The organism is Streptomyces sp. NPDC001728 (genome assembly GCF_040297565.1).
In the GTDB taxonomy this organism is placed as follows: Bacteria; Actinomycetota; Actinomycetes; order Streptomycetales; family Streptomycetaceae; genus Streptomyces.
This window is the reverse complement of the sequence record NZ_JBEOZK010000023.1, coordinates 72,893-99,578: the sequence shown is the minus strand read 5'-3', so window position 1 is coordinate 99,578 and position 26,686 is coordinate 72,893. Positions and strand designations below refer to the sequence as shown.

27 protein-coding genes are annotated in these 26,686 nt (G+C 73.4%); 11 read left to right on the top strand and 16 right to left on the bottom strand.

Annotated elements, in window-relative coordinates:
• The first annotated feature begins 4 nt into the window (after positions 1–4).
• Positions 5–1,012: a Gfo/Idh/MocA family protein gene (locus ABT154_RS28450; RefSeq protein WP_351860421.1), complete on the top strand. Its 1,008-nt coding sequence runs from the start codon at positions 5–7 to the stop codon at positions 1,010–1,012.
• A gap of 266 nt (positions 1,013–1,278) precedes the next feature.
• Here ABT154_RS28450 and ABT154_RS28445 read toward each other — a convergent pair whose 3' ends face one another.
• Positions 1,279–1,689, bottom strand: coding sequence for an SgcJ/EcaC family oxidoreductase (locus ABT154_RS28445; protein WP_351860419.1), 411 nt, complete (start codon positions 1,687–1,689; stop codon positions 1,279–1,281).
• A 202-nt stretch (positions 1,690–1,891) separates the two neighbouring features.
• On the opposite strand from ABT154_RS28445, the gene ABT154_RS28440 reads away from it, so the two are divergent.
• Complete coding sequence (locus tag ABT154_RS28440; RefSeq protein WP_351860417.1) at positions 1,892–2,269, top strand: nuclear transport factor 2 family protein; 378 nt, start codon at positions 1,892–1,894, stop codon at positions 2,267–2,269.
• 110 nt (positions 2,270–2,379) lie between these two features.
• Here ABT154_RS28440 and ABT154_RS28435 read toward each other — a convergent pair whose 3' ends face one another.
• The 4 genes from ABT154_RS28435 to ABT154_RS28420 are packed head-to-tail and all read right to left on the bottom strand — an operon-like array spanning position 2,380 to position 6,457.
• The gene (locus ABT154_RS28435) at positions 2,380–3,384 is read right to left on the bottom strand and encodes a sigma-70 family RNA polymerase sigma factor (protein WP_351860415.1); all 1,005 of its coding nucleotides are present in this window, start codon (positions 3,382–3,384) and stop codon (positions 2,380–2,382) included.
• The gene (locus ABT154_RS28430; RefSeq protein ID WP_351860413.1) at positions 3,381–4,559 is read right to left on the bottom strand and encodes a cytochrome P450 family protein; all 1,179 of its coding nucleotides are present in this window, start codon (positions 4,557–4,559) and stop codon (positions 3,381–3,383) included. The genes ABT154_RS28435 and ABT154_RS28430 overlap by 4 nt, the downstream gene beginning before the upstream one ends.
• A gap of 9 nt (positions 4,560–4,568) precedes the next feature.
• Positions 4,569–5,246 (bottom strand): response regulator, encoded by a 678-nt coding sequence (locus ABT154_RS28425; protein ID WP_351860411.1) that lies wholly within the window; start codon positions 5,244–5,246, stop codon positions 4,569–4,571.
• Positions 5,243–6,457, bottom strand: a complete 1,215-nt coding sequence (locus tag ABT154_RS28420) for a sensor histidine kinase (protein ID WP_351860409.1) — start codon at positions 6,455–6,457, stop codon at positions 5,243–5,245. The genes ABT154_RS28425 and ABT154_RS28420 overlap by 4 nt, the downstream gene beginning before the upstream one ends.
• A 144-nt stretch (positions 6,458–6,601) precedes the next feature.
• Here ABT154_RS28420 and ABT154_RS28415 point away from each other — a divergent pair, with 144 nt between their 5' ends.
• Entirely contained in the window at positions 6,602–6,826 is a 225-nt protein-coding gene (locus tag ABT154_RS28415) for a hypothetical protein (protein WP_351860407.1), read from the top strand.
• A 21-nt stretch (positions 6,827–6,847) separates the two neighbouring features.
• Here ABT154_RS28415 and ABT154_RS28410 read toward each other — a convergent pair whose 3' ends face one another.
• The 3 genes from ABT154_RS28410 to ABT154_RS28400 form a co-directional block, all read right to left on the bottom strand.
• Complete coding sequence (locus ABT154_RS28410; protein WP_351860406.1) at positions 6,848–7,210, bottom strand: hypothetical protein; 363 nt, start codon at positions 7,208–7,210, stop codon at positions 6,848–6,850.
• Positions 7,211–7,221: 11 nt separating this feature from the next.
• Positions 7,222–8,157 (bottom strand): DMT family transporter, encoded by a 936-nt coding sequence (locus ABT154_RS28405; RefSeq protein WP_351860405.1) that lies wholly within the window; start codon positions 8,155–8,157, stop codon positions 7,222–7,224.
• A 186-nt stretch (positions 8,158–8,343) separates the two neighbouring features.
• Positions 8,344–8,952, bottom strand: coding sequence for a dihydrofolate reductase family protein (locus tag ABT154_RS28400; RefSeq protein WP_351860404.1), 609 nt, complete (start codon positions 8,950–8,952; stop codon positions 8,344–8,346).
• 171 nt (positions 8,953–9,123) lie between these two features.
• Here ABT154_RS28400 and ABT154_RS28395 point away from each other — a divergent pair, with 171 nt between their 5' ends.
• A complete protein-coding gene (locus ABT154_RS28395) occupies positions 9,124–9,864 on the top strand; it encodes an SDR family NAD(P)-dependent oxidoreductase (RefSeq protein WP_351860403.1) in 741 nt (246 codons plus the stop codon).
• A gap of 238 nt (positions 9,865–10,102) precedes the next feature.
• On the opposite strand, the gene alc is transcribed toward ABT154_RS28395, so the two are convergent.
• Complete coding sequence (gene alc / locus ABT154_RS28390) at positions 10,103–11,218, bottom strand: allantoicase (protein ID WP_351860402.1); 1,116 nt, start codon at positions 11,216–11,218, stop codon at positions 10,103–10,105.
• 1 nt (position 11,219) lies between these two features.
• Complete coding sequence (gene allB / locus ABT154_RS28385) at positions 11,220–12,554, bottom strand: allantoinase AllB (protein WP_351860401.1); 1,335 nt, start codon at positions 12,552–12,554, stop codon at positions 11,220–11,222.
• Positions 12,555–12,905: 351 nt separating this feature from the next.
• Between allB and ABT154_RS28380 the strand changes: the two genes are divergently transcribed.
• Positions 12,906–13,712, top strand: a complete 807-nt coding sequence (locus ABT154_RS28380) for an IclR family transcriptional regulator (RefSeq protein ID WP_351860400.1) — start codon at positions 12,906–12,908, stop codon at positions 13,710–13,712.
• 244 nt (positions 13,713–13,956) lie between these two features.
• On the opposite strand, the gene ABT154_RS28375 is transcribed toward ABT154_RS28380, so the two are convergent.
• Together ABT154_RS28375 and ABT154_RS28370 are read right to left on the bottom strand one after the other, a co-directional pair.
• Positions 13,957–14,625, bottom strand: a complete 669-nt coding sequence (locus ABT154_RS28375) for a response regulator (RefSeq protein WP_351860398.1) — start codon at positions 14,623–14,625, stop codon at positions 13,957–13,959.
• The gene (locus tag ABT154_RS28370; RefSeq protein ID WP_351860396.1) at positions 14,622–15,749 is read right to left on the bottom strand and encodes a sensor histidine kinase; all 1,128 of its coding nucleotides are present in this window, start codon (positions 15,747–15,749) and stop codon (positions 14,622–14,624) included. Before ABT154_RS28370 ends, ABT154_RS28375 begins: the two co-directional genes overlap by 4 nt.
• Before the next feature lie 194 nt (positions 15,750–15,943).
• On the opposite strand from ABT154_RS28370, the gene ABT154_RS28365 reads away from it, so the two are divergent.
• Positions 15,944–16,378 (top strand): DUF6223 family protein, encoded by a 435-nt coding sequence (locus tag ABT154_RS28365; protein WP_351860395.1) that lies wholly within the window; start codon positions 15,944–15,946, stop codon positions 16,376–16,378.
• Positions 16,379–16,441: 63 nt separating this feature from the next.
• Here the strand turns inward: ABT154_RS28365 and ABT154_RS28360 are convergent, their stop codons facing one another.
• Together ABT154_RS28360 and ABT154_RS28355 are read right to left on the bottom strand one after the other, a co-directional pair.
• Complete coding sequence (locus ABT154_RS28360; RefSeq protein WP_351860393.1) at positions 16,442–17,122, bottom strand: ABC transporter ATP-binding protein; 681 nt, start codon at positions 17,120–17,122, stop codon at positions 16,442–16,444.
• A 40-nt stretch (positions 17,123–17,162) separates the two neighbouring features.
• Positions 17,163–18,242 carry an ABC transporter permease gene (locus tag ABT154_RS28355; protein WP_351860391.1) on the bottom strand — a complete coding sequence of 360 codons (1,080 nt, stop codon included), beginning with the start codon at positions 18,240–18,242 and terminating at the stop codon, positions 17,163–17,165.
• Positions 18,243–18,354: 112 nt separating this feature from the next.
• Between ABT154_RS28355 and ABT154_RS28350 the strand changes: the two genes are divergently transcribed.
• Together ABT154_RS28350 and ABT154_RS28345 are read left to right on the top strand one after the other, a co-directional pair.
• Positions 18,355–19,536, top strand: a complete 1,182-nt coding sequence (locus ABT154_RS28350) for a sensor histidine kinase (RefSeq protein WP_351860389.1) — start codon at positions 18,355–18,357, stop codon at positions 19,534–19,536.
• 4 nt (positions 19,537–19,540) lie between these two features.
• Positions 19,541–20,167 carry a response regulator gene (locus tag ABT154_RS28345; RefSeq protein WP_351860387.1) on the top strand — a complete coding sequence of 209 codons (627 nt, stop codon included), beginning with the start codon at positions 19,541–19,543 and terminating at the stop codon, positions 20,165–20,167.
• A 165-nt stretch (positions 20,168–20,332) separates the two neighbouring features.
• Here ABT154_RS28345 and ABT154_RS28340 read toward each other — a convergent pair whose 3' ends face one another.
• Positions 20,333–20,659, bottom strand: a complete 327-nt coding sequence (locus tag ABT154_RS28340) for a DUF5955 family protein (RefSeq protein WP_351860385.1) — start codon at positions 20,657–20,659, stop codon at positions 20,333–20,335.
• A 185-nt stretch (positions 20,660–20,844) separates the two neighbouring features.
• Here ABT154_RS28340 and ABT154_RS28335 point away from each other — a divergent pair, with 185 nt between their 5' ends.
• The 3 genes from ABT154_RS28335 to ABT154_RS28325 all read left to right on the top strand — a co-directional run bounded on the left by ABT154_RS28335 (position 20,845) and on the right by ABT154_RS28325 (position 24,773).
• Complete coding sequence (locus ABT154_RS28335) at positions 20,845–21,471, top strand: nucleotidyltransferase family protein (protein ID WP_351860383.1); 627 nt, start codon at positions 20,845–20,847, stop codon at positions 21,469–21,471.
• Between the two features lie 297 nt (positions 21,472–21,768).
• Entirely contained in the window at positions 21,769–23,391 is a 1,623-nt protein-coding gene (gene aceB, locus ABT154_RS28330) for a malate synthase A (RefSeq protein WP_351860381.1), read from the top strand.
• Between the two features lie 236 nt (positions 23,392–23,627).
• Entirely contained in the window at positions 23,628–24,773 is a 1,146-nt protein-coding gene (locus ABT154_RS28325) for a GDSL-type esterase/lipase family protein (protein WP_351860379.1), read from the top strand.
• 42 nt (positions 24,774–24,815) lie between these two features.
• On the opposite strand, the gene ABT154_RS28320 is transcribed toward ABT154_RS28325, so the two are convergent.
• Positions 24,816–26,606, bottom strand: a complete 1,791-nt coding sequence (locus ABT154_RS28320) for a hypothetical protein (RefSeq protein WP_351860377.1) — start codon at positions 26,604–26,606, stop codon at positions 24,816–24,818.
• Between the last annotated feature and the right edge of the window lie 80 nt (positions 26,607–26,686).

Below are 26,686 nucleotides of genomic sequence, written 5' to 3'. Positions count from 1 at the left end.
GGCCATGCGCATCGGACTCATCGGTACGGGACGGATCGGGAGCTTCCACGCGGGGGTGCTGGCCCGGCACCCGGAGGTCGAGTCGCTGGTCGTGGCGGACGCGGACGCCGGCCGGGCGGCCGGGGTCGCGGGCGCGCTGGGCGCGGAGGCGGCGCCGGATGTGACGGCCCTGTTCGGTCACGCCCTCGACGCCGTGGTGATCGCCTCGGCGACGGCCGCGCACGCGGAGCTGATCGCCCGCGCGGCGGGCGCGGGGCTGCCGGCCTTCTGCGAGAAGCCGATCGCCCTGGACGTGCCGGGGACGCGGGTGGCGCTCGCGGCGGTGGCCGAGGCGGGCACGGAACTCCAGCTCGGGTTCATGCGGCGCTTCGACGCGGGGTACCGGGCGGCGCGGGAGGCGGTGCGCTCGGGGCGGCTCGGCCGGCTGCACACCGTACGGGCCGCCACCTCCGACCCGGAGCCGCCGCCCGCCGCGTACCTCCCGCTCTCGGGCGGTCTGTTCCGTGACTGCCTGGTGCACGACTTCGACATCGTCCGCTGGGTGACCGGCCGGGAGGTCGTGGAGGTGTACGCGACCGGCTCGGACGCGGGCCCGGCGATGTTCCGGGCGGCCGGCGACGTGTCCACGGCGGCGGCGCTCCTCACCCTGGACGACGGCACGCTGGTCACGGCGACGGCGACCCGCTGCAACGGCGCCGGGTACGACGTCCGCATGGAGCTGGCGGGCGACCGGGACCAGGTCGTGGTGGGCCTGGACGACCGGACCCCGCTCACCTCGCTGGAGCCGCAGGAGCCGACCGCGCCGGGGAAGCCCTGGCCGGGGTTCCTGGAGCGGTTCGGTCCCGCGTACGAGGCGGAGCTCGACGCCTTCGTCCGGCTGGTGCGCGGGGAGGCGGCCAACCCGTGCGACGGCCGGGAGGCCCTGGCGGCCCTCCGCGTCGCGGAGGCCTGCGAGACCTCGCGCAGGGAGCGGCGCCCGGTACGGGTGGACGACGCTCCCGGGGCCGGCTAGCGCTTCTCCGATGGGCGCGGTCCCACGATCGTGCGCTCGGCCTGTGGGGGAAAGCCGTGGCGGCGGGCGAGTGCGGGGGAACCGCTCGCCCCCGACGCCGAACTCAGCACGCGCATCACCGACTACCGTCTGCGCGCCCTCGACCGGGCCCTGAACAGCCCGCCCGCACCCGGCCGCCCACGCTTGGCCCACGAAACCGGCACCGGCCGCCGTCGGGCGGCCGGTGCCGGTTTCGGCGCCCGGCCCGCGGGTCCGAGCGCCGGGGATCAGCTCCCGGGGGCAAGCACCGGGCTGTTGTGGTGCGCGGCGATCAGCCACCGGCCGTCCCGCTTCTCCAGGACCCAGGTCGCGTACACCTTCCGCGACTCCGGCACCTCGCTCTCGCCGGGGAAGAGGATCCCGGACTCGCTGACGACGATCGCGCCGTCCCCGCCGAGGAGGCGGATGCCCAGCTGCCTGTTGCGGGTGGAGCTGCCCTTGAGCGGCCCCTCGAAGCCCAGGGCCATGTTCTGGCGGATCACGTCACGGCCGTCGCGGAACGAACCGGTCATGATGGCGGTGGCGTCCGCCGTGTAATGGGCGACCATGCCCTCGGCGTCCCCGGCCTCCCACGCCTTGTACGAATCGACCAGCACGGCCTGGACGGCGGCCTCGTCGGCCGCACGACTCCCGGACATCGGACTCTCCCTCACGAACGGCCCGCCGGGCTGTTCCGGCGGACTCGCCCGTACATACCGACGGCGGGAGCGAAACTCATCGCACCCGCCGCTGTTGGTCGAATCCGGTCCGCGCTGCCCGTCGGATCCGGCCCCCGCCAGTGCTGTGACCGGGATGGTTCAGCGTTACGAGCGCACGCGAAACGGCTGGTATTACTGGAGCATGCAGGAAGAGACCGCACGCTCCGCGATCGACACGTTCATCTCCGCGTTCAACGCCTCGGACGACAGCTATGTGACCACCCTGCTCTCCCAGGCCCTGACCTCAGACGTGGTCTTCTGGGGACCGTTGGGTCGCAGCGAAGGAATCGCGGCGGTCGAGCGGTTCGTGCTGGACATCCGGCGCCACCCGGCGGGGACCGGCACGATGGCGCGCTGCTCAGCGGTGGACATGCCTGACGAATGGGCCCGGTACCAGTGGGTCTTCACCACGCCTGACGGAGGCCTCCGCCTGGCGGGAACGGACGTCGTCCATCTGCGACGGAGCCTCATCGACCAGGTCATCGTCTTCGCGGGGGAGATCGAGCCGTCCGCCTCCTGAGTGGTGGGAGTCGGCCAGGGTGAACTGCCGCAGCGGGCCGAAGCGGGTCTCGATCGGGTCGGCCCGGGAAGCGTGGGGTGCTGCAGCTTCTGCCCCTCCTGGTGGGAGCACTAGTCGTCGATTCCGGGCGCCAGGCCGAAGGTCGCGAAGACCTCGGCATCCTGGAACACCGAGTTCCGGCTGATCCCCTCGGTGGTGACCGTGAAGACCTGGAGGGTGTGGAGCTCGTACCCGCCCTCGACGCGCCGGTAGGCGGCGAACCCGGGCTGCCCGTTGGCCGTGACGGGCTTGGCCCGCCAGTCCGTTCCCAGCCGCCCGAAGACCCACTCCATGAACAGCCCGTAATTGCCGCGCCCGACGAACCAGTTGAGCACCGGCGGCATCTCCATGAGCACGTCCTCGGTGAGCAGCCGCTTGAGCCCCTCGACGTCGGCACGCTCGAACGCCTTCATGTAGCGGTCGACCCAGGCGCGCTGCTCGGCGGCGGACGGCTCGCCGAGACCTTCCCGCCGGACCCCGGCCTCCTTCATCCGGATACGCGCCCGCTGGAGGGAGCTGTTCACGGACACGGTGGTGGTGCCGAGGACCGCCGCCGCCTCGGACGCGGAGAAGCGGAGCACGTCACGCAGGATCAGCGCACCCCGCTGCCGGGCCGACAGATGCTGCAGGGCGGCGGCGAACGCCAGGCGCAGGGTGCTGCGGTCGATCACCGCTCCCGCCGGGTCGCCCGCGTCGAGCAGGGCGTCCGGGAGGGGCTGGAGCCATGCGGCGCTCTCGCTCCGGACGAGCGGCCCGAGCGGGTCCGACGCGGCCACGAACCCCGAGGGCAGCGGTCGGCGGCCCCGGGCCTCCAGAGCTGTCATGCAGGCGTTCGTCGTGATCCGGTAGAGCCAGGTGCGCGGGGAGCTCCGGGCTGCGTCGTAGCGCTCGCGCGCCCGCCAGGCCCGCAGGTAGGTCTCCTGGACCAGGTCCTCGGCGTCGTGGGCCGAGCCGAGCATCCAGTAGCAGTACGCGAGCAGCTCCGTACGGAACGGCTCGATCATCCGGCCGAAGACTTCGTGCCCACCCGCGCCGACGTCCTCGCCCACGCCCTTCCCCTCTCCGGTCGTGATCACCAGCGGACCGGCAGGTGGCGGACACCCCGCATGAGAAGGCCGGGGAGCCATTCCCAGGGTTCGGCCTCGGGGTCGAGCGCGAGGCCGGGGAAGCGGTCGAGGAGCGTACGGAGGGCGATACGGCCCTCCAGGCGGGCCAGTGGGGCGCCGAGGCAGTAGTGGATGCCGTGGCCGAAGGCGAGATGGCCGCGGGCGTCCCGGCGGATGTCGAAGCGGTCGGGGTCGGGGAAGCGGGCGGGGTCGCGGTCGAGGGCGCCGATGCCGACGAGCACGCTCTGCCCGGCCGGTATCTCCGTACCGCCGATGGTGACGGCCTCCCGGGTGAAGCGGAAGGTGCCGGTCTCCACGGGGCCGTCGTACCGCAGGGACTCCTCGATCGCCCCGTCCAGGAGGCCGGGATCGGCGCGCAGGGCCGCGAGCTGTTCGGGGTGGGTGAGCAGGTTGCGGACGGTGTTGGAGATCAGGTTGACGGTCGTCTCGTGGCCGGCGATGAGCAACAGATAGGCCATGGCCCGGAGTTCGGGAAGCGAGAGCCGGTCGCCGTCCTCGGCCCGGGCGGCGATCAGACCGGAGAGCAGGTCGTCCGCGGGCGCCGACGCCCGCTTGTCCGCGATGAGTTCGTCGAGGTAGGCGCCGAAGCCCTCCATGGCCTCCTGGAAGCTCCGGTCGTCGGTCGGGGTGACCAGCTCGCTGGACCAGCGGCGGAAGGTGTCGTGGTCCTCGGCGGGGACGCCGAGGAGTTCGCAGATGACGGTGATGGGCAGCGGGTAGGCGAAGGCGTCGACGAGGTCGGCGCGGCCGGCCGGTTCCATCGCGTCGGCGAGCTCCCTGGTGAGCCGCTCGATGCGGGGGCGCAGGCTCTCCACTCGGCGGCCGGTGAACTCTCCGGCGACCAGACGGCGCAGCCGGGTGTGGTCGGGAGCGTCCGCGGCGAGCAGGTGGACGCCTATGAGGTCCTCCTCCGGCGACCGTACGCCGATCACGGAAGGGGACTTGGCGAACCGGGCGTCGGCGAGTGCCGCCCGGCCCTCTTCGTGCCCGACGACCAGCCAGAACTGGAAGCCGTCGGGGAGTCGTACCTCGTGGACGGGACCGGACTCGCGGAGCTTCGCGTAGTAGGGGTACGGGTTCGCGGTGAAGTCCGCGCCGTACTCCCCCAGTTCGATGACGGACATCGGCCCAGCCTACGGGTTGTCCCCCCGGTTCTCGTCGAGGAGTCCCGCGTCGTGGACGAGCAGGGCGATCTGCACGCGGTTGTTGAGGCCGAGCTTGGCGAGCACCCGGGAGACATGGGTCTTCACGGTCGGGACGCTCATGTACAGCTCGGCGGCGATCTCGGCGTTGGCCAGGCCGCGGCCGACGGCGACGGCCACTTCCCTTTCCCGCTCGGCGAGTTCGGCGAGCCGGCCGCCGGCCGCCGCGCGCGGACTGTGTTCGGGCTGCCCGGCGACATGGGTCATGAGCTGGCGGGTGACGGCCGGGGAGAGTACGGGGTCCCCGGCGGCGACCCGGCGGACGGCGGCGACGATCTCGGCGGGCGGGGTGTCCTTGAGGACGAACCCGGCGGCTCCGGCGCGCAGCGCGCGCAGCACCTGCTCGTCCGCGTGGAACGTGGTGAGGACGACGACCTCGGGGGCGCCGGGCCGGGCGCGGAGGAGTTCGGTGGCGGTGAGGCCGTCGACGTCCGGCATGCGGATGTCCATGAGGACGACGTCGGGGGCGTGGCGGGCGACGAGTTCGGGGACTTCGCGGCCGTCGGCGCCCTCGCCTACGATCTCCAGTTCCTCGGCTCCGCCGAGCATCAGGGTGAGGCCCGCGCGGACCAGGGGGTCGTCGTCGACGATGAGCAGCCGGATGGTCATGCGGTCCACGGTAGCCAGGCGCGCAGGGCGAATCCTCCGTCGGGGTCCGGGCCGTGCTCCAGCCGGCCGCCGGCGAGGGCGGCGCGCTCGGTGAGTCCGATGAGTCCCTGACCGGAGCCGGGGACGTGGGGGACGGGTCCGCCGGGTGCCGGGTTGCGGACCTCGACGGTGAGGCCCTCGCCGGGCCGGCCGCGCACGGTGACGGTGACGGTGGTGCCGGGGGCGTGCTTGCGGGCGTTGGTCAGGGCTTCCTGGGCGATGCGGTAGACGGTGCGGCCGGTGGCGGCGGGCACGGCGGCCGGGTCGTCGACGGTGGTGTCGAGGACGACCTCCGCGCCGGCCTCGCGGGATTCGGCGATCAGGGCGCCGAGGGTGGCGAGGGTGGGCTGCGGCCGGTCGCCCGCCTCGCCGTTCTCGCCGGGGGCGCGCAGGACGCCGATGATCTCGCGGAGGTCCTGGAGGGCTTCGTGGGCGCTGTCGCGAATGACTCCGGCGGCGCGGGCGACCTGCTCGGGCGGGGCGTCGGGCCGGAACTCCAGGGCTCCGGCGTGGACGCTGAGCAGGGTGAGCCGGTGGGCGAGGACGTCGTGCATCTCGCGGGCGATGGCCTCACGGGCGAGCCGCTGGGCCTGCGCGGCGCGCAGTTCGGCCTCGGCCTCGGCGCGGCGGGCCCGTTCCCTGAGGGCCTCGACGAGCTGGCGGCGGGAGCGGACGAGCATGCCCCAGGCGGTGACGAGAAGGATGAAGACGAAGCCGATGGCGATGGCGAGGCCGACGTTGATGGTGGGGTCGGGACGGACGATGACCTGGGTGATGGAGGCGGCGACGGCGAGCGCCCCGATCCAGGCGACCTCACGGAAGGGGCGACGTACCGCGACGCTGAACAGGCTCGCGAGGACGGCGCCCGCGGCGACCGGGGCGACGGCGCTCGCCAGACAGAGGCCGACGGCGAGCCCGACGGGCCACCGTCGGCGCAGCCAGAGGGCGCAGCAGGCGGCGGCGCCGGCGAGCTGGTCGAGGAGAGCGACGGTCTCGCTGGTGTACTGCGCGCTGGCGTCGGCGGCGAGCAGGCCGACGAACGCGGCGAGCAGGAAGAGCGAGATGTCCACGACCCAGTCGCGGGCGGTACGGCGGGGCCTGGCCGCCCCGTTCCCACCCGGTTCGACCAGGTGGGAGGGGAACAGCCAGCGCTGTCGGTCCGTACGGGTCATGGGGCGAATCTACGCAGCCGGGCCGCCGCCGCGGGGCATCGGCGGCGGGGGCGCTACCTAAGTCGTACCGGTCGATACTTCGGTAGCGGCGCCGTGGACGGGAGGCGGACGCGCCCCCTCCCGCGCCCCGCCCATGATCACCTCATGAAGAAGTTTCTGGAAGTCGCCGGATTCCTGCTCGCGCTCTTCGGTGCCGCCGGGGTGGTGCGCGAGCTGACGGACGGCTCGTTCCGGCTCCTCGGGGTGACGCGGTACCTCACCGAGAACGTGGGGTTCCTGGAGGGCCGGGAGCTGTTCGCCAACATCGTGATCGCGGTCCTCGGCGTGGTCCTGATGATCGTGTCGGACCGGGTGCCGAAGCCGTCCTGAGGGCGGGCGCCGGGGGTGCGGTCAGGCGCTCGCGGAGTCGAGCCGGGTCACCTCGGCCAGGTGCTCGGCCATGCGGTGCGAGACCGAGCCGCTGGTGTAGAGGACGGCGCCGACGACGGCGAGGGGGACGGATCCGCCGAGGATCGCGAGGAGTTCGGGCCAGTCGCGCTCGTTGACGCAGGCGCTGTTGCCGTTGTGGAGGTTCTCGCTGGTGAACCGCGCGGTGCACTCGCGGCTGCGGTGCTCGCCGGCCTCGTAGGGCGTGAAGAGGAGGACCGCGAGCCAGATCCAGAGCAGGCCCGCGAGGGCGAGCAGTCCGAGGCCCCAGCCCTGGGTGCGCCGGGCGCGGGCGCGGAAGTCGTTGTCGTAGGCAAGTGAACGCATGGTCGAAGAACCTACCCGGCGTCCTTGTCGACGGCCCGGCGGCCCCAACTGGTGCCCGCCAGCAGGAGGATCGCGCCCGCGAGGCCGAGGGGTCCGGGCCGGTCGCCGGCGAGGGCGATGCCCGCGGCGGCGGCCCAGAGCGGCTCGGTGCCGAGGAGGAGGCTGACCCGGGACGGGGAGGTGCGGCGGACCGCCCACATCTGCACGAAGAAGGCGAAGAGGGTGCAGAAGACGGAGAGGAAGAGCAGGCCGGCCCATTCGCCGGGGCCGAAGTCGAGGGCGACCGCCCAGGGCGAGGCGCCCGTACCGGGGAAGCAGGCGATGACGGCGAAGACCGCGACGGCTGCGCCGAGTTGGACGGTGGTCAGGGAGAGCGAGTCGGCCGAACGGACCGCCTTGATCCGTGCCATGGCGAGGACGTGCACGGTACGGGCGACAGCGGCGAGCAGCATGAGCAGGTCGCCCGGGGACGGGGCGGTGAAGCCGGCGCCCTGGGTGAGCAGGACGACGCCGGTGACGGAGAGCGCGGCGGCGGCCAGGAAGGCGCGGGGCGGTCTGCTCCTGGTGACGGCGGCCTCGGCGAGCGGCGTGAGGATCATGGTGAGACTGATGATCAGGCCCGCGTTGGTGGCGGAGGTGTGGACGACCCCGTAGGTCTCCAGGAGGAAGATCCCGCCGAGGATCAGCCCGAGGGTCGCGGCCCCGCGCCACTGGGCCGCGCTCAGCGCCCGGAGCCTCTGCCATCCGGCGGCGACGAGGACGGGCACCACCACGGCGAACCGCAGCACGAGGACGGCGATGACGGTGTGGACGGTGGTGATGCCCTTGGCCGCGAGGTAGCTGGTGCCCCAGACGACCGCGACGAGGAGGACGGGCAGGTCGGTGAGCCAGGCGCGGCGCGGCGCGGCGAGCGCCACGGGCGCGGCGAGGGGGGACGAAGCTGCCATGGCGGACCGGGTCTCCAACGCTCGGGGTGGGGTGGAGACTTCGACGGCTCGCACACGGAGCGATCACCGTACCCGGAGGGGCCCGTGGCGGCTACACCTTTCCAGCGGGCGGGACCGGCCGGGTGCGGGGCGGCCGGTGACGGCCCCGACTCTCCTGGCCGGGCCCTCGCCGGCGGGTCGGCCGGTTCAGAAGCTGCCGTACGTCGGGCGGCCGGCCAGCTCGTACGTGTGGAGGGCGACGCCCTTGCTGGTGACGCGCGCGTCGGTGAGGCGGAAGGCGGTGGGGCGGACCCCTTCGGTGAAGAGGCGGCGGCCGGTGCCCAGGACCACGGGGAAGACGTGCAGGTGGAGGGTGTCGATGAGGTCGTGGTCGAGCAGGGTGCGGGCGAGGCCCGCGCTGCCGTGCATCTGGATCTCGCCGTCGGTGCGCTCCTTGAGGGCGGTGACCTCCTCGACGATGTCCCCGCGGAGCAGGGTGGTGCCCTCCCAGTCGGCCGAGGCGAGGGTGGTGGTCGCGACGTACTTGGGGAGGCCGTTGAGCTTGGAGGCGACGGGGTCGGCCGGGTCGGTGTGCTGGGGCCAGTAGCCCGCGAAGATGTCGTACGTGCGGCGGCCCAGGAGGAAGGCGGTCGGCCGGGCGAAGATCTCGGTGATGCGCTGCCCGAAGTCCTCGTCGCCGTACGGCGCGGACCAGCCGCCGTGCTCGAAGCCGCCGCTGCGGTCCTCGTCGGGGCCTCCGGGTGCCTGGACGACGCCGTCGAGGGTGAGGAACTGGGTGAGGCTGAGGGTGGCCATGCCGGGTGCCCTTTCTGTTCTCGGGACCATCGTGTCCCACCTCTTCCGACCCCACCGCCCGGCGAAAGTCATCGGTGACCGGGTCGGCGTCCGATTCCCGCCAGCGCCGGCACCCGCACCGGAGTTTGCTTGAACCCGCAACCAATCAGCGGGTTCTACGGAGGTTTCGGGATGTCCACGATGAACGGCACGGCGGTACTGATCACGGGCGGCAGCAGGGGCATCGGCGCGGCCACGGCCGTCCGGCTGGCCCGGGAGGGCGCCGATGTCGCCTTCACCTACGTCCAGGACGAGGCGCGGGCCGAGGAGGTCGCCGCGCGGATCGAGGCGGTGGGCCGGAAGGCGCTGCCGCTGCGGGCGGACGCGGCCGACGCCGGGGACGCGGCGGGGGCGGTGGAGTGGGCGGCGGACGCGCTGGGCCGGCTCGACGTCCTGGTGAACAACGCGGGCGTCGGCGTCCTCGGTCCGCTGGAGTCCTTGGCGCTCGCGGATGTGGACCGGGTCCTCGCGGTCAATGTCCGGGCGGCTTTCCTCGCCTCTCAGGCGGCGGCCTCGCGGTTGCCGGAGGGCGGGCGGATCGTCACGATCGGCAGTTGCATGGCGCAGCGGGTGCCGGGCCCGGGCGGGGCGCTGTACGCGATGAGCAAGACGGCCCTGATCGGCCTGACGAAGGCGCTGGCGCGTGAACTCGGCGGGCGTGGCATCACGGCGAATCTGGTCCACCCGGGTCCGATCGACACGGACATGAACCCGGCGGACGGCCCGTACGCGGACGGCCAGTCGGCGCTGACGGCGCTCGGCCGCTTCGGCACGGCGGAGGAGGTGGCGGCGACGGTGGCCTTCCTGGCGGGCCCGGAGGGACGGTACGTGACGGGCGCGGAGTTCGCGGTGGACGGCGGGCACGCGGCCTGACGCGGGAGGCGAAACCCGGCGAGTGAGCCGAAGGGCGCCGCCGGGGGAAGAACCCCGAGCGCGCGGAGCCTCCCGAGGAACGAGGGAGGCGAGCACGGTCGGGGTTCTTCCCCCGGCTCTGGGCGCCCGGAGGCGAACCGAGCCCCAAAAAGAGGGGAGGGAGGCGAGCACGGTCGGGGTTCTTCCCCCGGCTCTGGGCGCCCGGAGGCGAACCGAGCCCCAAGAAAGGGCGGCGTACCTACCCGCCCAGTTCCTGGTGCCGGGCGGTCAGCCGGGTGCGGCCCGCCTCCGTGAGGGAGCCGAAGAGACGGAGGCGCGAGATGCCGCCGTCCGGGTAGATGTCGATCCGGACGCGGGAGCCGACCGCCGGGGTGTCGAGCACGAAGCGGTGGTTGGTGTCGGGCTGGAGGCGGGTCCGGGGCAGGATCTCGGTCCAGTCCTCGGAGCCCTCCGCGGCGACGGAGAGCGCCGCCCAGCCCGCGCTGTTGCCCTTGAGGTACGCGGTGTCGATCTCGACCGCGCGGATCTCGGCCTCGGCGACCAGCTGGTAGCGGATCCAGTCGTTGCCCTCGTCGCGGCGGCGGCGGGTCTCCCAGCCGTCGTCCATCTTGCGGGAGCGGCCGGGCTGGATGGTGTTGGTGGCCGGGGAGTAGAAGCGGTCGGAGGCGTCCTCGACCTGGCCTCCGTTCTCCAGGGCCGCGAGGTCGAACGTACCGAGGACACCGAGCCAGGCCGGGTCGGGGGCGACCTCGCCGTGGACGCGGAGGCGGGCGATGCCGCCGTCGGGGTGCTGGTTGACGCGCAGGTGCGTGAAGCGCCGTTCGACGTCGACGGCGAAGCCGTTGGCGGCGTGGCCGCCGACGGCGGTGCGCGGGACGAGCGTCGTCCACTTCACGTCCTCGGCGAGGAGTTCCTCGGGCGAGGGCGAGCCGGCGACGGAGGCGGCCTCGACGGAGACGGCCTGCGGGTGGTTGCCGCGGAAGTGGGCGGTGTCGAGGACGATGCCGCGGACGACGCCGGGCGCGCCGAGCCGTACGAGGGCCCAGTCGTGGTCGTCCTCGGTGGGGTGCGGCTGCTGGGCGGAGATGCCGCGGCGGCGGCGGGTCTCCCAGCCGTCCATGATCTTGCCCTTGTGACCGAAGTGCTCGGGGTCGAACTCGGCGGCCCCGGGCTTGAGCAGGTTCTCGCGCTCGGCGAAGAACTCGTCGTTGGCGGCGACGACACTCGCGCCGAGGCGCCGGTCGGCGAGGTCGGCGTACTGGGCGAAGGGGAAGTCGGCGGTGCGGTAGTCGGCGTACGGGTCACCGCCGCCGTAGGGGCCGGCGTCGCCGGTGAAGGAGGGGATGACGGACACGTCAGTTGTTCCTTTCGAGGAGGCGGCCGGTGGGCTCGGTGAGGGTGCCGTGGTCGGCGATCCGCTGTCCGCGCAGCCAGGTGGAGGTCACGACGCCGCTGAGGGTCCTGCCCGCGTAGGCGGTGATCCGGTTGCGGTGCTGGAGCTCGGCCGGGTCGACGGTGAAGGTGGCCTCCGGGTCGAGGACGGCGAAGTCGGCGTCGCGGCCGGCCGCGATGGCGCCCTTGCGGGAGAGTCCGGCGAGCCGGGCCGGGCCCTCGGACATCCAGCGGACGACGTCGGTCAGGTCGAAGCCGCGGCGGCGGGCCTCGGTCCAGATGGCGGGCAGGCCGAGCTGGAGGGAGGAGATGCCGCCCCAGGCGGACGCGAAGTCGGGCGTCTTGAGGTCGGCGGTCGACGGGGAGTGGTCGGAGACGACGCAGTCGATCGTGCCGTCCGCGAGCCCCTGCCACAGGGCGTCCTGGTTGGCGGCCTCGCGGATGGGCGGGCAGCACTTGAACTCGGTGGCGCCGTCCGGGATCTCCTCGGCGGTGAGCGTGAGGAAGTGCGGGCAGGACTCGACGGTGATCTTGACGCCCTCGGCCTTGGCGGCGGCGATCAGCGGCAGCGTGTCGGAGGAGGAGAGGTGCAGGACGTGGACGCGGGCGTTGAGCCGGCGGGCCTGGTTGACCAGGTTCTCGATGGCCGTGTTCTCGGCGTCGCGGGGACGCGAGGCCAGGAAGTCGGCGTAGGCGAGGCCGGACTTCTGGGGCGCGGCGGCGAGGTGGTGGGGGTCCTCGGCGTGCACGATCATCAGGCCGTCGAAGCCGGAGATCTCGGCGAGCGAGGTCGCGAGGCGTTCCTGGTCGAGCTCGGGGAACTCGTCGACGCCGGAGGGCGACAGGAAGCACTTGAAGCCGTAGACGCCGGCGTCGTACAGCGGGCGCAGGTCCTTGACGTTGTCGGGCAGGGCGCCGCCCCAGAAGCCGACGTCGATGTGCGCCTTGGTGCGGGCGACCTCCTGCTTGACGCGCAGGTTCTCCACGGTGGTCGTGGGGGGCAGCGAGTTGAGGGGCATGTCGAGCAGCGTGGTGATGCCGCCGGCGGCCGCCGCGCGGGTGGCGGTCCAGAAGCCCTCCCACTCGGTGCGGCCGGGGTCGTTCACGTGGACATGGGTGTCGACGAGGCCGGGCAGGACGACGTCGTCGCCGACGTCCTCGAGCCGGGCGCCGACGGGTACCTCGGCGTCGTACGGCAGCACGGCCGCGATCGTCCCTCCGGAGACGGCGATCGACGCCGGGCGCGTCCCCTCGGGGGTGATGACACGCGTCGAGCGCAGGACCAGGTTGACGTCCACCCGTACCCCTTCTTCAAGTTCTTCAAGTGCTCCGGCGGGAATCCGCCCGGCAGGGAATTCAACGAACTGTTGAAGGAGTCTTCACTTCCGGACGACATGCCGTCAAGGGCACACTTCCAGCATCGGGCCGAGCGAACCCCGCTTGGGCGTTTCCACGAAGTGGAATGTAAATTTCGTACAGTAGAACGTAGCTCCGCACATGCGGGGCGTACGCGGACCGCCCCGGACCGTCGGCGACACCGGACAAACACGCCCTGACCGGCGCGGACGCCGACACCGGGACCGTGTGCCCCGGCCGGGGGCGCCCGGTAGGCTGCTGCCTTGCCCGCCTGCCCCGAAAGGACCGTTGACGTGCCGACGTCCAGCGCCAGCACCACCGACGCCGCCAAACCCGCCGCGAGCGGGGGCGTCCAGTCCCTTGAGCGTGCCTTCGACCTCCTTGAGCGGATGGCCGACGCCGGGGGCGAGGTCGGGCTGAGCGAGCTCTCCGCCAGCAGCGGACTCCCGCTCCCCACCATCCACCGGCTGATGCGCACCCTGGTCGCCTGCGGATACGTCCGCCAGCAGCCCAACCGCCGCTACGCCCTCGGCCCCCGTCTGATCCGCCTCGGCGAGTCGGCCTCCCGCCTCCTCGGCACCTGGGCCCGCCCCTACCTGGCGCGGCTGGTCGAGGAGACCGGCGAGACCGCGAACATGGCGCTGCTCGACGGCGACGAGATCGTCTACGTGGCGCAGGTGCCGTCCAAGCACTCGATGCGCATGTTCACCGAGGTCGGCCGACGGGTGCTGCCGCACTCCACCGGCGTCGGCAAGGCGCTGCTCGCGCACACCCCGGCGGAGGAGGTGCGCGCGCTGCTCGCCCGCACCGGCATGCCCGCCGCGACCGAGAAGACCATCACCACGCCGGACGGCTTCCTCGACGCGCTCGTCGCGGTCCGCGAGACGGGGTACGCGGTCGACGACAACGAGCAGGAGATAGGAGTCCGCTGCCTCGCGGTGTCGGTCCCCGACTCCCCCACCGCGGCGGCGATCTCGATCTCGGGCCCGGCGGGCCGCGTGACGGAGGCGGCCACGGAGAAGATCGTCCCGATCCTCCAGGAAGTGGCCCGGGACCTCTCGGCGGCCCTCGCGAACACCTCGGGGAACGGCCAGGGTTGAGCCCCGCCGTGGGGTGGACCCCGACGGCGTGACCGAGGTCCACGAGCGCGACGGCCGTCGGGCCGTCGGGCTCGGTTCCGCGCGACGGTCCGGTTCGACCGGTCCGGTTCGACCGGACCCGGTACGGCAGGACCCGGTACGGCAGGACCCGGTACGGCAGGCCGCGTACCTCAGGACCCGTACGCGAGGGACCCGCACGTCAGGGACCCGCACGTCAGGGACCAGGCTGTCAGGGACCAGGCTGTCAGGGACCAGGGGCGCGCGGTGTCGCCAGGCCCAATTCGTAGGCGAGGACGACCAGTTGGGCGCGGTCGCGGGCCCGGAGCTTCGTCATGGCCCGGTTGACGTGGGTCTTCGCGGTCATCGGCGTGATCACCATGCGGTCGGCGATCTCGTCGTTGGACAGGCCCCGCGCGACCAGGACCACGGCCTCGCGCTCCCGGTTGGTCAGCTCCTCCAGTCCGGGCCCCGGACCGGGCCCGAAAGGCTCGGCGACGTACCGGTCGATGAGCCTGCGCGTGATCGACGGCGCGAGCAGCGCGTCGCCCCGCGCCGCGACCCGTACCGCGTGCAGGAAGTCCTCCGGCACGATGTCCTTGACCAGGAACCCGGCGGCGCCCGCCCGCAACGCGTCGAAGACGTACTCGTCCAGGCCGTAGTTGGTCAGGATGACCACGTGCACCCCGGCTAGCGCCGGATCGGCGGCGATGCGCCGGGTCACCTCGACGCCGTCCATGACCGGCATCCGGATGTCCACGAGCGCGATGTCGGGCAGGTGCTCCGCCGCCAGGGCCAGGCCCTCCCGGCCGTCACCGGCCTCGCCCACCACCTGGATGTCGTCCTCCAGGTCGAGGAGCGCGCGGAACCCGCTGCGGATGAGCGGCTGGTCGTCGACGAGCAGGACGCGGATCACGGGGTCCGCCCCAGGGGGAGCCGGGCCCGGACGGTGAAACCGCCCTCCGTACGCGGCCTCGCGCTCAGCCCCCCGCCGAGCGCGGTGACCCGTTCGCGCATCCCGAGCAGCCCCCTTCCGGGCGTCGGTACCGAGTCCGGCGCCGCCCTCCCGTCGTCGTCGACCCGTACGGTCAGGGCGTCCGGACGGCAGTCGATACGCACCGAGGCGGTGGCCGCGTCCGCGTGACGGGCGATGTTGGTGGGCGATTCCTGGACGATCCGGTAGACGGTCCTGTCCACCGCGACCGGTACGTGGTGCCGGTCGCCCTCGATCGTCAGCGTGGCGTCCAGACCGGCCAGCCGGGCCCGCGCCACCAGGCCCGACACATCGTCGAGACCGCGCGGCGGGGCCGTGTCGTCGTCGCGCAGCGCCTCCAGGGTCGCCCGCAGTTCCCGGGTCGCCTCCCGCCCGGCCTCCTGGATCGCGAGCAGGGCCTCCGGCACCCGCTCGCCGCGCCGACGGGCCACATGCACCGCGACCTCGGACTGCACCTTGATGATCGAGATCTGATGGGTGAGCGAATCGTGCAGCTCACGCGCGATGCGCAGCCGCTCCTCGTCCGCGCGGCACCGCGCGGTCTCCTCCCGGGTCCGCTCGGCCTCGTCCGCCCGCCACTCGGCCTGCCGCAGCGCCTCCCCCGCGGCACCGGCCGCGACCAGCCAGGCCAGCTCCAGGGCGCCGCGCGCCCGCGCGAACGCCTCGCCCGTGTCGTGCAGGCCCGAGAGCAGCGCCGCCAGCGGCAGCGCGGCGAGCACGGCCACGCTCACCACGATCGCGACCGTGCGGTGCCCCGCCCGTACGGCCGCGTACACCGCGAACAGATACGCGACGGCGGGCACGTCGAGACCGGCCGCCTGGTAACCCACAGCACAGAGCCCGGTCACGACCAGGACGGGGACCGGGGCGCGGCGGCGCGCGGCGAGCGCCAGACCGCCGGCCGCGAGGAGCGCATAGCCGAGCGGGCCGAGCTCCGTGGTGGAGTGCTGCCCGGACGCCCCGGCCGACAGCAGCGCCGCCGCCACGCCGACGGCGATCACCCCGTCCCCGACACGCTCCGGGACACCGAACCGTCCTCTGATCATGCGCGCACCCTAGCCGCGCGGGGAGGCGGGCGGATCCCGCTCGCGGAGGAGCCCGCGGCTACCACGGACGCGGTAGCCGGGACGTTCCTGCCGCGTGCGCGGCAGCGGGAAGTGACCACGCCTGCCGGACGACGCGCGGCCGGTCCGGTGGCGATGCTCGGGTGGTCCCGTTCCCCCGAGGAGAAGGAGCACCCATGTCGCCCCGCACCGTGCCCGTCCTGACCGGAGCCGTCCTGATAGGCGGTCTCGTGCTCGCCGTACCTGCGGCGGCCGACCCCGCCGTGCAGCCGGTCGCCGCGAGCGTCTACACCCTGAGCGTCGGCCGGGTCGCGGCCTCGGCCGCCGCGCTGATCGGCCTCCTGGGCGCGGTCAACGGCGGCCTCGCCCTGGTCCGCACCACGCGCCGGGGCCGCATCGCCACCTGGGCCCGCCGCCACGGGGCCGTCACGGCCCTGGTGGCCGGGCCGGTCGCCGTGGCCGTCGGCGGGGCGGTCGCCGCGACCGCCGACGGTGGCCTCGGCACCGGCAACGGGCTGGGCGGCGCCTACGTCGCCGTGCTGGTGGGCCTGGTCGCCGTCACCCTCGGGTGGCGGGCCCGCGCCCGCGCCCGCGCCCACCGGCACGGCTGAACGGCCTCCCGGGCCGCGAGCCGTTGCGAACGGCGCATCGCCCCGGGGCCCGTCTCCCCCGGCTCAGGCCCGCACCGACTCCGTCAGGCGTCCGTCCTGGACCGTCACCGTGTGGTCCGTGCGGGCCAGGTGGGTGCGGTCGTGGGTGACCAGGACCGTCGCCGTGCCCCGCTCGGTGGTGAGCGTGGCCAGGAGGTCCATGACCGCCGCCCCCCGCTCGTGGTCCAGGGCGCTCGTCGGCTCGTCGACCAGGAGCAGGGAGGGCTCGTTCATCAGCGCCCGCGCGATGTTCACGCGCTGCCGCTGGCCGCCCGACAGCTGGTGGGGCCTCCGGTGGGCCTGGTCCGCGAGGCCCACCGCGTCGAGGAGGTCCATGGCCCGGCCCCGTACCGCCTTCGGCTGACGCCCCGAGAGATGGGCCATCACCTGGAGCTGCTCCGCCGCACTCAGCGAGGGCAGCAGATTGGGCTGCTGGAAGACGATCCCGATGTGCTCGCGGCGCAGCTCCGCCTTGGCGGCGGGGGTGAGCGGCCCGGTGTCCGTACCGGCGACGACGACCCGCCCCTCGTCCGGGGTCACCAGGGTGGCGGCCACGGCGAGCAGGCTGGACTTGCCGGAGCCGGAGGGGCCGACGACGGCGGTGAGGGTACCCGCGGGCACGTCGAGGGAGACGGCGTCGAGTGCGGTCAGCCGGCCGTCCCCGTCGGGGTAGGTGAGGGTGACGGCGTCGAGGACGAGGCTCATCGGGTGCTCCGGGGGGTGGAGAGGGGGCGGAGGACGACGCTCATCGGGCACTGCCGAGGGCGGTCAGGGGGTCGACGGCGGTGATCCGCCGGATGGAGAGGGCGGCGCCGAGGACGCCGAGGACGACGATCACGGCGGCGGGCCCGAGGACGGTGAGCGGTTCGAGGACGAACGGCACGTTGCCACCGCTGACCAGGGCGCCGATGCCGACGGCGAGTGCCGTGCCGAGCAGGGTGCCCGCGGTGAGCATGAGCACGGCCTGTCCGAGCGCGTCCTTGAGGAGGTACGGAGTGGAGGCGCCGAGCGCCTTGAGGACGGCGACGTCGCCACTGCGCTGGATGGTCCAGACGGTGAAGAAGGCCCCTATGACGAGCGCGGAGATGGCGAAGAGGAAGCCGCGCATGAGCTGGAGCGAGCCGTTCTCCGCCTGGTAGGACCCTATGGCGGTGAGGGCGCCGTCGACGGTCCGCGCCTCGGTGCCGGCCGCCTTGTCGCCGGCGGTCCAGTCGACGCTGTCGCCGCCGGTCAGGGCGATGACGGTGGCCTGCTCCTCCGGGCTCGTCCCGTTGTGGCCGAGCTTCTGCCAGTCGTCGAGGGCGGTCCACACGACCGGGGTGTGGCTGTACGAGGCGTCACCGGAGACGGCCGAGACGGTGAGGTCGACGGGGCCGAGGCGGACGGCGTCACCGGGCGAGACACCCAGTTCCTCGGCCGCCGACTCCGAGAGGACGGCCTTGCCGGGGGCGACGGCGGCCGGGGCGAGGCCGGCGTCCGGCTCCGAACCGAAGGCGGAGACGGCGGCGGTACGGTCCCCGGCGGCGCCGTTGATCGTACGGATGCCGAGCGGTTCCGCGCCGGTCACTCCGGGCCGGTCCGCCCACTGCTGCCACTGCTTCTCCGTCACCGTCGAGTTGGTGAAGGAGACCGACTGTCCCGACGGCGGCGCGGCGAAGGCCAGCCGGTCGGCGGACAGGCCGGTGATCGCGGAGATGTTCTCCCGCGCGAGTCCGGCGGTCAGCCCTGACAGCAACCCGACGAGCAGCGTGATCAGCACGATCACGGTGCCCATGAGGGTGAACCGCCCCTTGGCGAATCTGAGGTCTCTCCATGCCACGAACATGCTGACCAGAGTGGTCCCCGGGGTGCCCCTCGGGCATCGCGCCACGGATGGCTCCGCAATCAATCTTTCGGTTGAGTCCGGATTGTCTCCCTCCGCCTAGGCTGGTGGAACCATGGATCCACGTTCCCTCACCCCTGCCCTCCGCGCGCTGCGCCTCTGTCTGCACCTGTTGATCGCGGGCCTGCTGGTCCTGGCGGCGGTCCGCGCGGACTCGGCCGCCGGGACGGTGGCGGCGGTGGTCATGGGGGCCGTCTACGCGGCCGGCTCGTACCTCCCGTCCGTGAGCGGCTCGCAGCGGGCCGCCGCCGTGTGGCTGGGGGTCCTGGGCCTGTCGTGGCTGGTGTTGCTGGGGCTGACGCAGGAGGCGCTCTGGCTGGCGTTCCCGCTGTACTTCCTCCAGCTGCACCTGCTGCCCACCCGCTGGTCACTGCCGGTGGTCACGCTGACGGCGGTCGCGGCGATCCTCTCGTACGTGAGGCACGGCGCGCCGATCACTCCGGGCGTCTTCATCGGCCCGCTGCTCGGCGCGGCGGTCGCGGTGGCGACGGTCCTCGGCTACCAGGCCCTGTACCGGGAGAGCGAGCGGCGGCGGCAGCTCATCGAGGAGCTGATCACGACGCGGGCGGAGCTGGCGTCGGCGGAGCGGCACGCGGGGACGCTGGCCGAGCGGGAGCGCCTGGCCCGCGAGATCCACGACACGCTCGCGCAGGGGCTGTCCTCGATCCAGCTGCTGCTGCGGGCCGCGGAGCGGGCGCTGCCGCCGGGCTCCCCGGCGGCGGGGCACATCGACCGGGCGCGGCAGGCGGCGCAGGACAACCTCGCGGAGGCGAGGCGCTTCGTCCGCGCGCTGTCGCCCCCGGACCTGGAGCACGGCTCGCTCGCGGCGGCCCTGGAGCGCCTGTGCGAACCGGGCTCCGGCGGGGACGCGGGGGCCTACGGGGCCGGGCCGCGCGTGCGGTTCTCCGTCAGCGGTACGCCGGCCGAGCTGCCGACGCCCTACGAGGTGGCGCTGCTGCGCATCGCGCAGTCGGCGCTCGCGAACACGGTGCGGCACGCGGCGGCCTCGCGCGCCGAGATCACCCTCTCGTTCATGGACGCCTCGGTGACCCTGGACGTCGTCGACGACGGCGCGGGCTTTGATCCGGGTGCCGTACGCCCTTCCTCCGACGGCGGTTTCGGGCTTCCGGCGATGCGCGTGCGCGCGGAGTCGCTGGGCGGCACGTTCACCGTGGAGTCCGCGCCCGGCCAGGGCACGGCCGTCGCCGTCTCCCTCCCTCTTCCCGCTGGAGTCTGAAGCCATGACCATCCGCCTCCTCCTCGCCGACGACCACCCGGTCGTACGGGCCGGCCTGCGCGCGGTCCTCGACACGGAACCGGACTTCGCCGTCGTCGCGGAGGCGGCCACCGCCGAGCGCGCGGTGGAGCTGGCCGCCGCGGGGGGCGTGGACGTGGTCCTGATGGACCTCCAGTTCGGCTCGGGGATGCACGGCTCGGAGGCCACGGCGGCGATCACGGCGGTCCGGGGCGGACCGAAGGTCCTCGTCCTCACGACGTACGACACGGACGCGGACATCCTGGCGGCGGTGGAGGCGGGCGCCTCCGGCTACCTCCTGAAGGACGCGCCGCCGGAGGAGCTGGCGGCGGCGGTCCGGACGGCGGCGGCCGGGCAGTCGGCGCTCGCCCCTGCGGTGGCGCACCGGCTGATGGACCGGATGCGGACCCCGGCGGAGGCGCTGACCAAGCGGGAGCTGGAGGTTCTCCAGCTGGTGGGCGAGGGGCTGTCGAACCAGCAGATCAGCAAGGCGCTGTTCCTGAGCCAGGCGACGGTGAAGTCGCACCTGGTGCACATCTTCGCGAAGCTGGGCGTGGACTCGCGGACGGCGGCGGTGGCAGCGGCGACGGCGCGGCGGCTGATCAGACGCTGACGACCGGCTGCCTTCCGGGGGAGCGACGGCCTCCCGGCGGGCGACCGCCCCGAGCCCGCACGCCCGGCCCGGCAGCCCGGCGGCAGTCCCCTTCGGTTCCCGCTCGCCCGGCCCTGGCAGCCGAGCAGCCCCTTCAGTCGCCGCTCCCCCGGCCCGGCAGCCCCCTCAGCCCCCGCTCCCCCGCTCCTGTGGCGGTCCGAAGAGTTCCACCGCCCTGCGCACCCCCGCCAGCCCCGCCGCGAGCGCGCTGACGGAGCCGACCGAGCCCGCGACGAGCAGCAGGGAGCGGCGCAGCCGCCGTATCTCGGGGGCGCCGCTGAGCGCCATGGCGTCCAGCGCGGCGAGTTCGTCCTCGGCGATGCCCCGGTCGGCGAACTCGACACGGTGGGCGGCCAGTTCCCGCCTGAGCCGGGACACGGCCGACCGCAGTTCGGCCACCCTGGGGTCCACGCCCTCGCCGGTCACTCGCCTCTGTCCCACGCTTCGCAACATGGTTCTCCCCCTCGCACGACACCGTGCGCAGAACTCCACTCCGGACACTCCGAACCGGCCGTCTGGCGGTGGTCGGGCGCCGCGAGTCGCGGGTCAGTTAACTCCTTCGCCACCCCGGCGCGCCACCCTCCGCAAGGGTGATTCAGGCGAGCGTGTCATTCCGCCTGATGAGGTATGCAGTCCTCATGACAACCACGCATGACCGAACACCCGTCCGACCGCCCGTGGTCGCGGGGCTGCTGCTCGCCGCAGGAGGCGGGCGGCGGCTCGGGGGGCGCCCGAAGGCACTCCTTCCCCACCGCGGCCGTCCGCTCGTCGAGCACGCCGTGGGGGTGCTGCGCGCGGCCGGCTGCGAGGTGGTGCACGTGGTTCTGGGCGCCTCGGCCGATGTCGTACGGGAGCGGGCGGAGCTGCCCGGGTGCGTGCTGGTCGACAACCCGGAGTGGGCCGAGGGGATGGGCTCGTCGCTGCGGGCGGGGCTCGTGTCGCTGGCCGCCGACCCGCGCGGGGTGGACGCGGCGCTCGTGTCCCTGGTGGACCAGCCGGGGATCGGCGCGGAGGCGGTGGCGCGGGTCCGGTCGGCGTACACGTCGAGGGACACGCTGGCGGCGGCCTCGTACGACGGCCGGCGGGGCCATCCGGTGCTGTTCGGCGCCGCGCACTGGGCGGGGATCGCGGAGCTCGCGGTGGGCGACCGGGGGGCGCGGGACTATCTGGCGGCGCACCGGGATGCGATCACTCCTGTGGACTGTTCGGATGTGGCCGAGCCCTACGACATCGACACGGAGGCGGACCTGGCCCGTCTGGAGTGACACGACCGGCGCGACGCACCCCGAACGGCACGCCCGGCGCGACGCACCCCGCTACGGCGTACCTGGAGTGAACGCTCTGGCACCGAGCGCCATGGTCTGTCGATCCGGAGAATCTCGACATCAACAAACCATTGAACTTCCACCATGAGGAAACTAGTATCCACTGTTCAGAAGCGCCTGCTGTTTCAGAAGGCGCTCGCGGCCGTATCTCGGCGCCTGCGGCACTCCGTGCCGTTCCGTGACGCCCGGCGGCCGATTGGCACCGCCCGTGAAGTCCGCTGAAGGAAGTGACAGTTCATGTCCGCACCAGCGCCGTCCCCCCTGGCCGTCGTCGATGCCGAGCCCCTGCCGCGTCAGGAAGAGGTGCTCACCGAGGCCGCCCTGGCCTTCGTCGCCGAACTGCACCGGCGGTTCACCCCGCGCCGGGACGAGCTCCTCGCCCGCCGAGCGGAGCGTCGCGCCGAGATCGCCCGTACGTCCACCCTGGACTTCCTGCCGGAGACCGCCGCGATCCGCGCCGACGACTTCTGGAAGGTCGCACCCGCCCCGGCGGCCCTGAACGACCGGCGCGTCGAGATCACCGGCCCGACCGACCGCAAGATGACGATCAACGCGCTCAACTCCGGCGCGAAGGTCTGGCTCGCCGACTTCGAGGACGCCTCGGCGCCGACCTGGGAGAACGTGGTCCTGGGCCAGCTCAACCTGATCGACGCGTACGCCCGGAAGATCGACTTCACGGACCCGCGCTCGGGCAAGTCGTACGCCCTCAAGCCGGCCGGCGAGCTGGCCACGGTCGTCATGCGGCCGCGCGGCTGGCACCTGGAGGAGCGTCACCTCGCCTTCGACGGGCGCCCGGTGCCGGGAGCCCTGGTCGACTTCGGCCTGTACTTCTTCCACAACGCCCAGCGGCTGATCGACCTCGGCAAGGGCCCGTACTTCTACCTGCCGAAGACGGAATCGCACCTGGAGGCCCGCCTCTGGAACGACATCTTCGTCTTCGCCCAGGACTACGTCGGCATCCCGCAGGGCACCGTCCGCGCCACGGTCCTCATCGAGACGATCACGGCCGCGTACGAGATGGAGGAGATCCTCTACGAACTCCGCGACCACGCCGCCGGATTGAACGCGGGCCGCTGGGACTACCTGTTCTCCATCGTGAAGAACTTCCGTGACGGCGGCGCCAAGTTCGTCCTGCCGGACCGCAACGCGGTCACGATGACGGCCCCGTTCATGCGCGCGTACACCGAACTCCTCGTGCGCACCTGCCACAAGCGCGGCGCCCACGCGATCGGCGGCATGGCGGCGTTCATCCCGTCCCGCCGCGACGCCGAGGTCAACAAGGTCGCCTTCGAGAAGGTCAAGGCCGACAAGGACCGCGAGGCCGGCGACGGCTTCGACGGTTCCTGGGTCGCCCACCCCGACCTGGTCCCGATCGCGATGGCCTCCTTCGACGCGGTCCTCGGCGAGAAGCCGAACCAGAAGGACCGTCTCCGCGAGGACGTCTCCGTCGCGGCCGGCGACCTCATCGCCATCGACTCGCTGCACGCGAAGCCCACGTACGCCGGCCTGGTGAGCGCCGTGCAGGTCGGCATCCGCTACATCGAGGCATGGCTGCGCGGGCTGGGCGCCGTCGCCATCTTCAACCTGATGGAGGACGCGGCCACCGCCGAGATCTCCCGCTCGCAGATCTGGCAGTGGATCAACGCCGGTGTCGTCTTCGAGAACGGCAAGGCCGCCACCCCGGAGCTGGCCCGCGCGGTCGCCGCCGAGGAACTGGCCGCCATCCGCGCCGAGATCGGTGAGGAGGCCTTCGCGGCCGGCAAGTGGCAGCAGGCGCACGACCTGCTGCTGCACGTCTCCCTCGACGCCGACTACGCCGACTTCCTGACGCTGCCCGCCTACGAGCAGCTGGTCGGCTGACCCACCAGCGTCGGCCGACCGCACAGCGGCCGCACACCGTCTGATCAGGGCTCCGCCTCCGGTGACGCACATCGCCGGGGGCGGAGCCCCGCCGCGTTCCCGGTCGGCTCACAGGTGACGTGACGGAACCGAGATATGCAACTACCTAGCGGTAACAAGCCGGGGGGTGACAGATTCCGCCATGCCACCGGCCGGCGGCTGTCCCCCACGTCACTGCGTACCGCAGGAGCACAGCCATGCCTTCGACCCCCCACCGCGCGCTGCGCGCACTCCTGGCACTGTGTACCGCCGCCGGGCTGGCCTCCCTCGCCGCCCCGGCCGCCCATGCGTCCCCCGGCACCGGGCCCACCGCCGTCGTCACCATGGGCGACAGCTACATCTCCGGCGAGGCCGGCCGCTGGCAGGGCAACAGCCTGACCAACTCCGGGAGCCGCAACGGCACCGACCGCGCCTGGACGGGCAGCGGATACGACCCGTCCCGGGTGTACGGCTCCACCGCGGGCGGCTGCGACCGCTCGGACACCGCCGAGGTGAAGAGCGCGGGTCCGATCGCGGGCTCCCTGATCAACCTGGCCTGCTCCGGCGCGACCACCCGGAACGTCTTCCGGGCCTCGCGGGGCGGCCAGTCGTACAAGGGCGAGGCGCCGCAGGCCGACCAACTGGCGGCGGTCGCCGCCGCGAACGACGTGAAGCTGATCGCGCTCTCGATCGGCGGCAACGACCTCGGGTTCGCGGACGTCATCACCACCTGCGCCACCGACTACATCGTCTGGTACTCGTACTGCCACGACGACCAGCAGGCCGAGGTGGACGCGAGGATCGACGGCGTCATGGCGGACGTCGGCCGCTCGGTCGACGAGATCAGGGCCGTCATGGCGGGCGCCGGCTACGGCTCCTCCGACTACCGGATCGTCCTCCAGTCGTACCCCTCCCCGATCCCCCGCGCCGCCGACAACCGCTACGGGGAGAGCGGCTGGTCCCGTACGAACACCGGCGGCTGCCCGTTCTGGAACGCCGACTCCGACTGGGCCCGCGACTCCCTCGTCCCCCAGCTCGCCGACCGCCTGAAGGGCGTCGCCACCGCCAAGGGCGTCCAGTTCCTGGACCTCCGGGACGCGCTCCAGGGCCGTGAGGTCTGCGCGAAGGCGAGCCGTCAGGTGACGTCGACGGCGCCCGCCTCGGGCACGACGAGCGAGTGGGCGCGCTGGATCGACAGCCAGAGCACCCAGGGCCTCGTCCAGGAGTCCATGCACCCCAACGCCTACGGACAGCAGGCCCTCGGCCGCTGCCTGGCCCTGGTCAACGCCCGCCCGACGGGCAACCAGAGCTGCCGGAACACGGCGGGGGCGGGCCCGTCGGCGATGTATCTGACGGCGGGTTGACGGACCTCGCCACGGCACGGGACGGAACGGACCTGGGCCCCGCTACGGCATGAGACCGAGCGGGCCGAGGACCCGCTCCGTCTCGTGGCGGTCGGCCGCGGCCATCGCCGTGAGCAGGGCGGCGGAACCGCCCGGCCAGGCGGCGGCGGCCGTGTCGAAGGCGGTACGGCGCGACTCCAGGGGCCCCTTCTTCGCGGGCAGCGCGTCGAGCACGAACAGCGCCCGCGCCGAGGTCCGTACCTGGATCAGGTCGGAGGGCTCGCCCCGCGCCTGCAGGGCCTGGTGGGCGTACGCGCCGATCACGGGGTCACGAAGCGCGGCGCGCAGGGCCTCGGGCGGGGCGGAAGCGGTGTCCAGGACGGCGAAGAGGCCCCGGGTGGCGGCGGCGTCGGAGCCGCCGGCGTGGACGGTGCCGAGGGCCGCGAGCAGTTCGGACCAGGCTTCGACGGTGTCACCGCGCGCGTGGAGCCGGTCGGCGAGCACGCGCGCGGCGACACAGCCGGGCCAGCCCGCGGCGCCGGCCACCACATCGGCCGCGGCCCACGATCTGACCTCCTCGGCGTCGGGCGCGGCGATCCCGCGCACCCCGAGCAGATAGCGCACGACGCCCGCACCGCGCGGGGTGAGCCCGAAGGCGTCGCCGGTGCGGAAGACCAGGCCGGTGGCGGCGAGCCGGTCGAGGACGGCGGCCAGTTCGCGGGCGGGTCCCTCCAGAGCGGCGCGGTCGGCCTCGGTCAGCCCGGCGGAGCCGAGGAGGCGGACGAGCTCGGGCAGCGGCGGGACGATGTACGGCCCGGCGGCCTCGGCCGGTACCGGTACGGGCAGGTCCTCAAGCGCCGGATCGACGGCCCGGTCCTCGTACTCGGCGGCCTTGCGGACGACGGAGTCGGCGGAACAGCCACGCCGGTAGACCACGTACAGCAGGTGGGGCGCCTCCCCGCCGTAGGGCTCGAACTCCTCCTCGGTGAGTTCCTCCACGAGGGTGATGAGGGTGTCCGCGTCCTCCTCGACGGGTACGGGCCCGGGCTCGATCGCGGGCGGCGGGGGTACGGGGACGGCGACGTCGCCGTAGTGGTCGAGGTGTTCGTCAAGGAGGGCGTCGGCCAGGACGAGGTGCGGGAAGGCCTCGGGTCCGGGAGCGAAGCGCGCGTACGGCCCGGAGAGCTGCTCGGCGAGCCCGGCGGCGGTCCACCGGTCCTGGAGCGCCGCCGCCACCTGCCCGATGCCGGTCGCGACGGCGTGGTCGGTGAGCAGCGGCCCGACGGCGGGCGGCTCCTCGGCGTCCCGTACGTACGCGCGCGCGAGGGCCTCGGCGAGCAGGACGTCCGCGAGGGCCGTGCGTCCCATGAGGTCGGCCCGGTGCACACCGGCGGGCAGCGGTGCCCCGTCGAGCGCGGCGAGCCTGCGGCGCACGTCATCGGGATCGGCGAGATCGGCCCCGCAGGTCCGCAGCAGTGAGGCGTACCAGCGGTGCCAGGTCAGATTCCCCGGATCGGTCATGGCCCGCTCGAAGTCGGCGGCGGCCTCCCGGACGACGGCGCCGATCCGTTCGCCCCGCCCCCCGTCGAACCGCGCGGCCAGCCGCGCGAGCACGGCCGGGTAGGCGTCGAGCGTCCCGGGCGGCGCGTACACGAAGATCGGCAGATCCTCGACGAGCAGCTGCCGCACCAGCCCCGGCGTGGGCTCGGGCACCCCACTGCCCCGATCGGCCCCCCGCAGAGCCAGAAGCCCCAGCACCGCCTCGGCGGCACGCACGAAGACGGGATCACGGCACTCGGCGGTTCCGTCGAGGAAACTGTCGAGCCCGGTGTTGGTGAGAACGGTCTCGGCCACGCTTCCCAGGGTAGTTCGACGGGGAGGAATCGGGCGGGCGACGCAGGCGGGGCGGAGCGGGGAATCGACGGAGCGGCGGA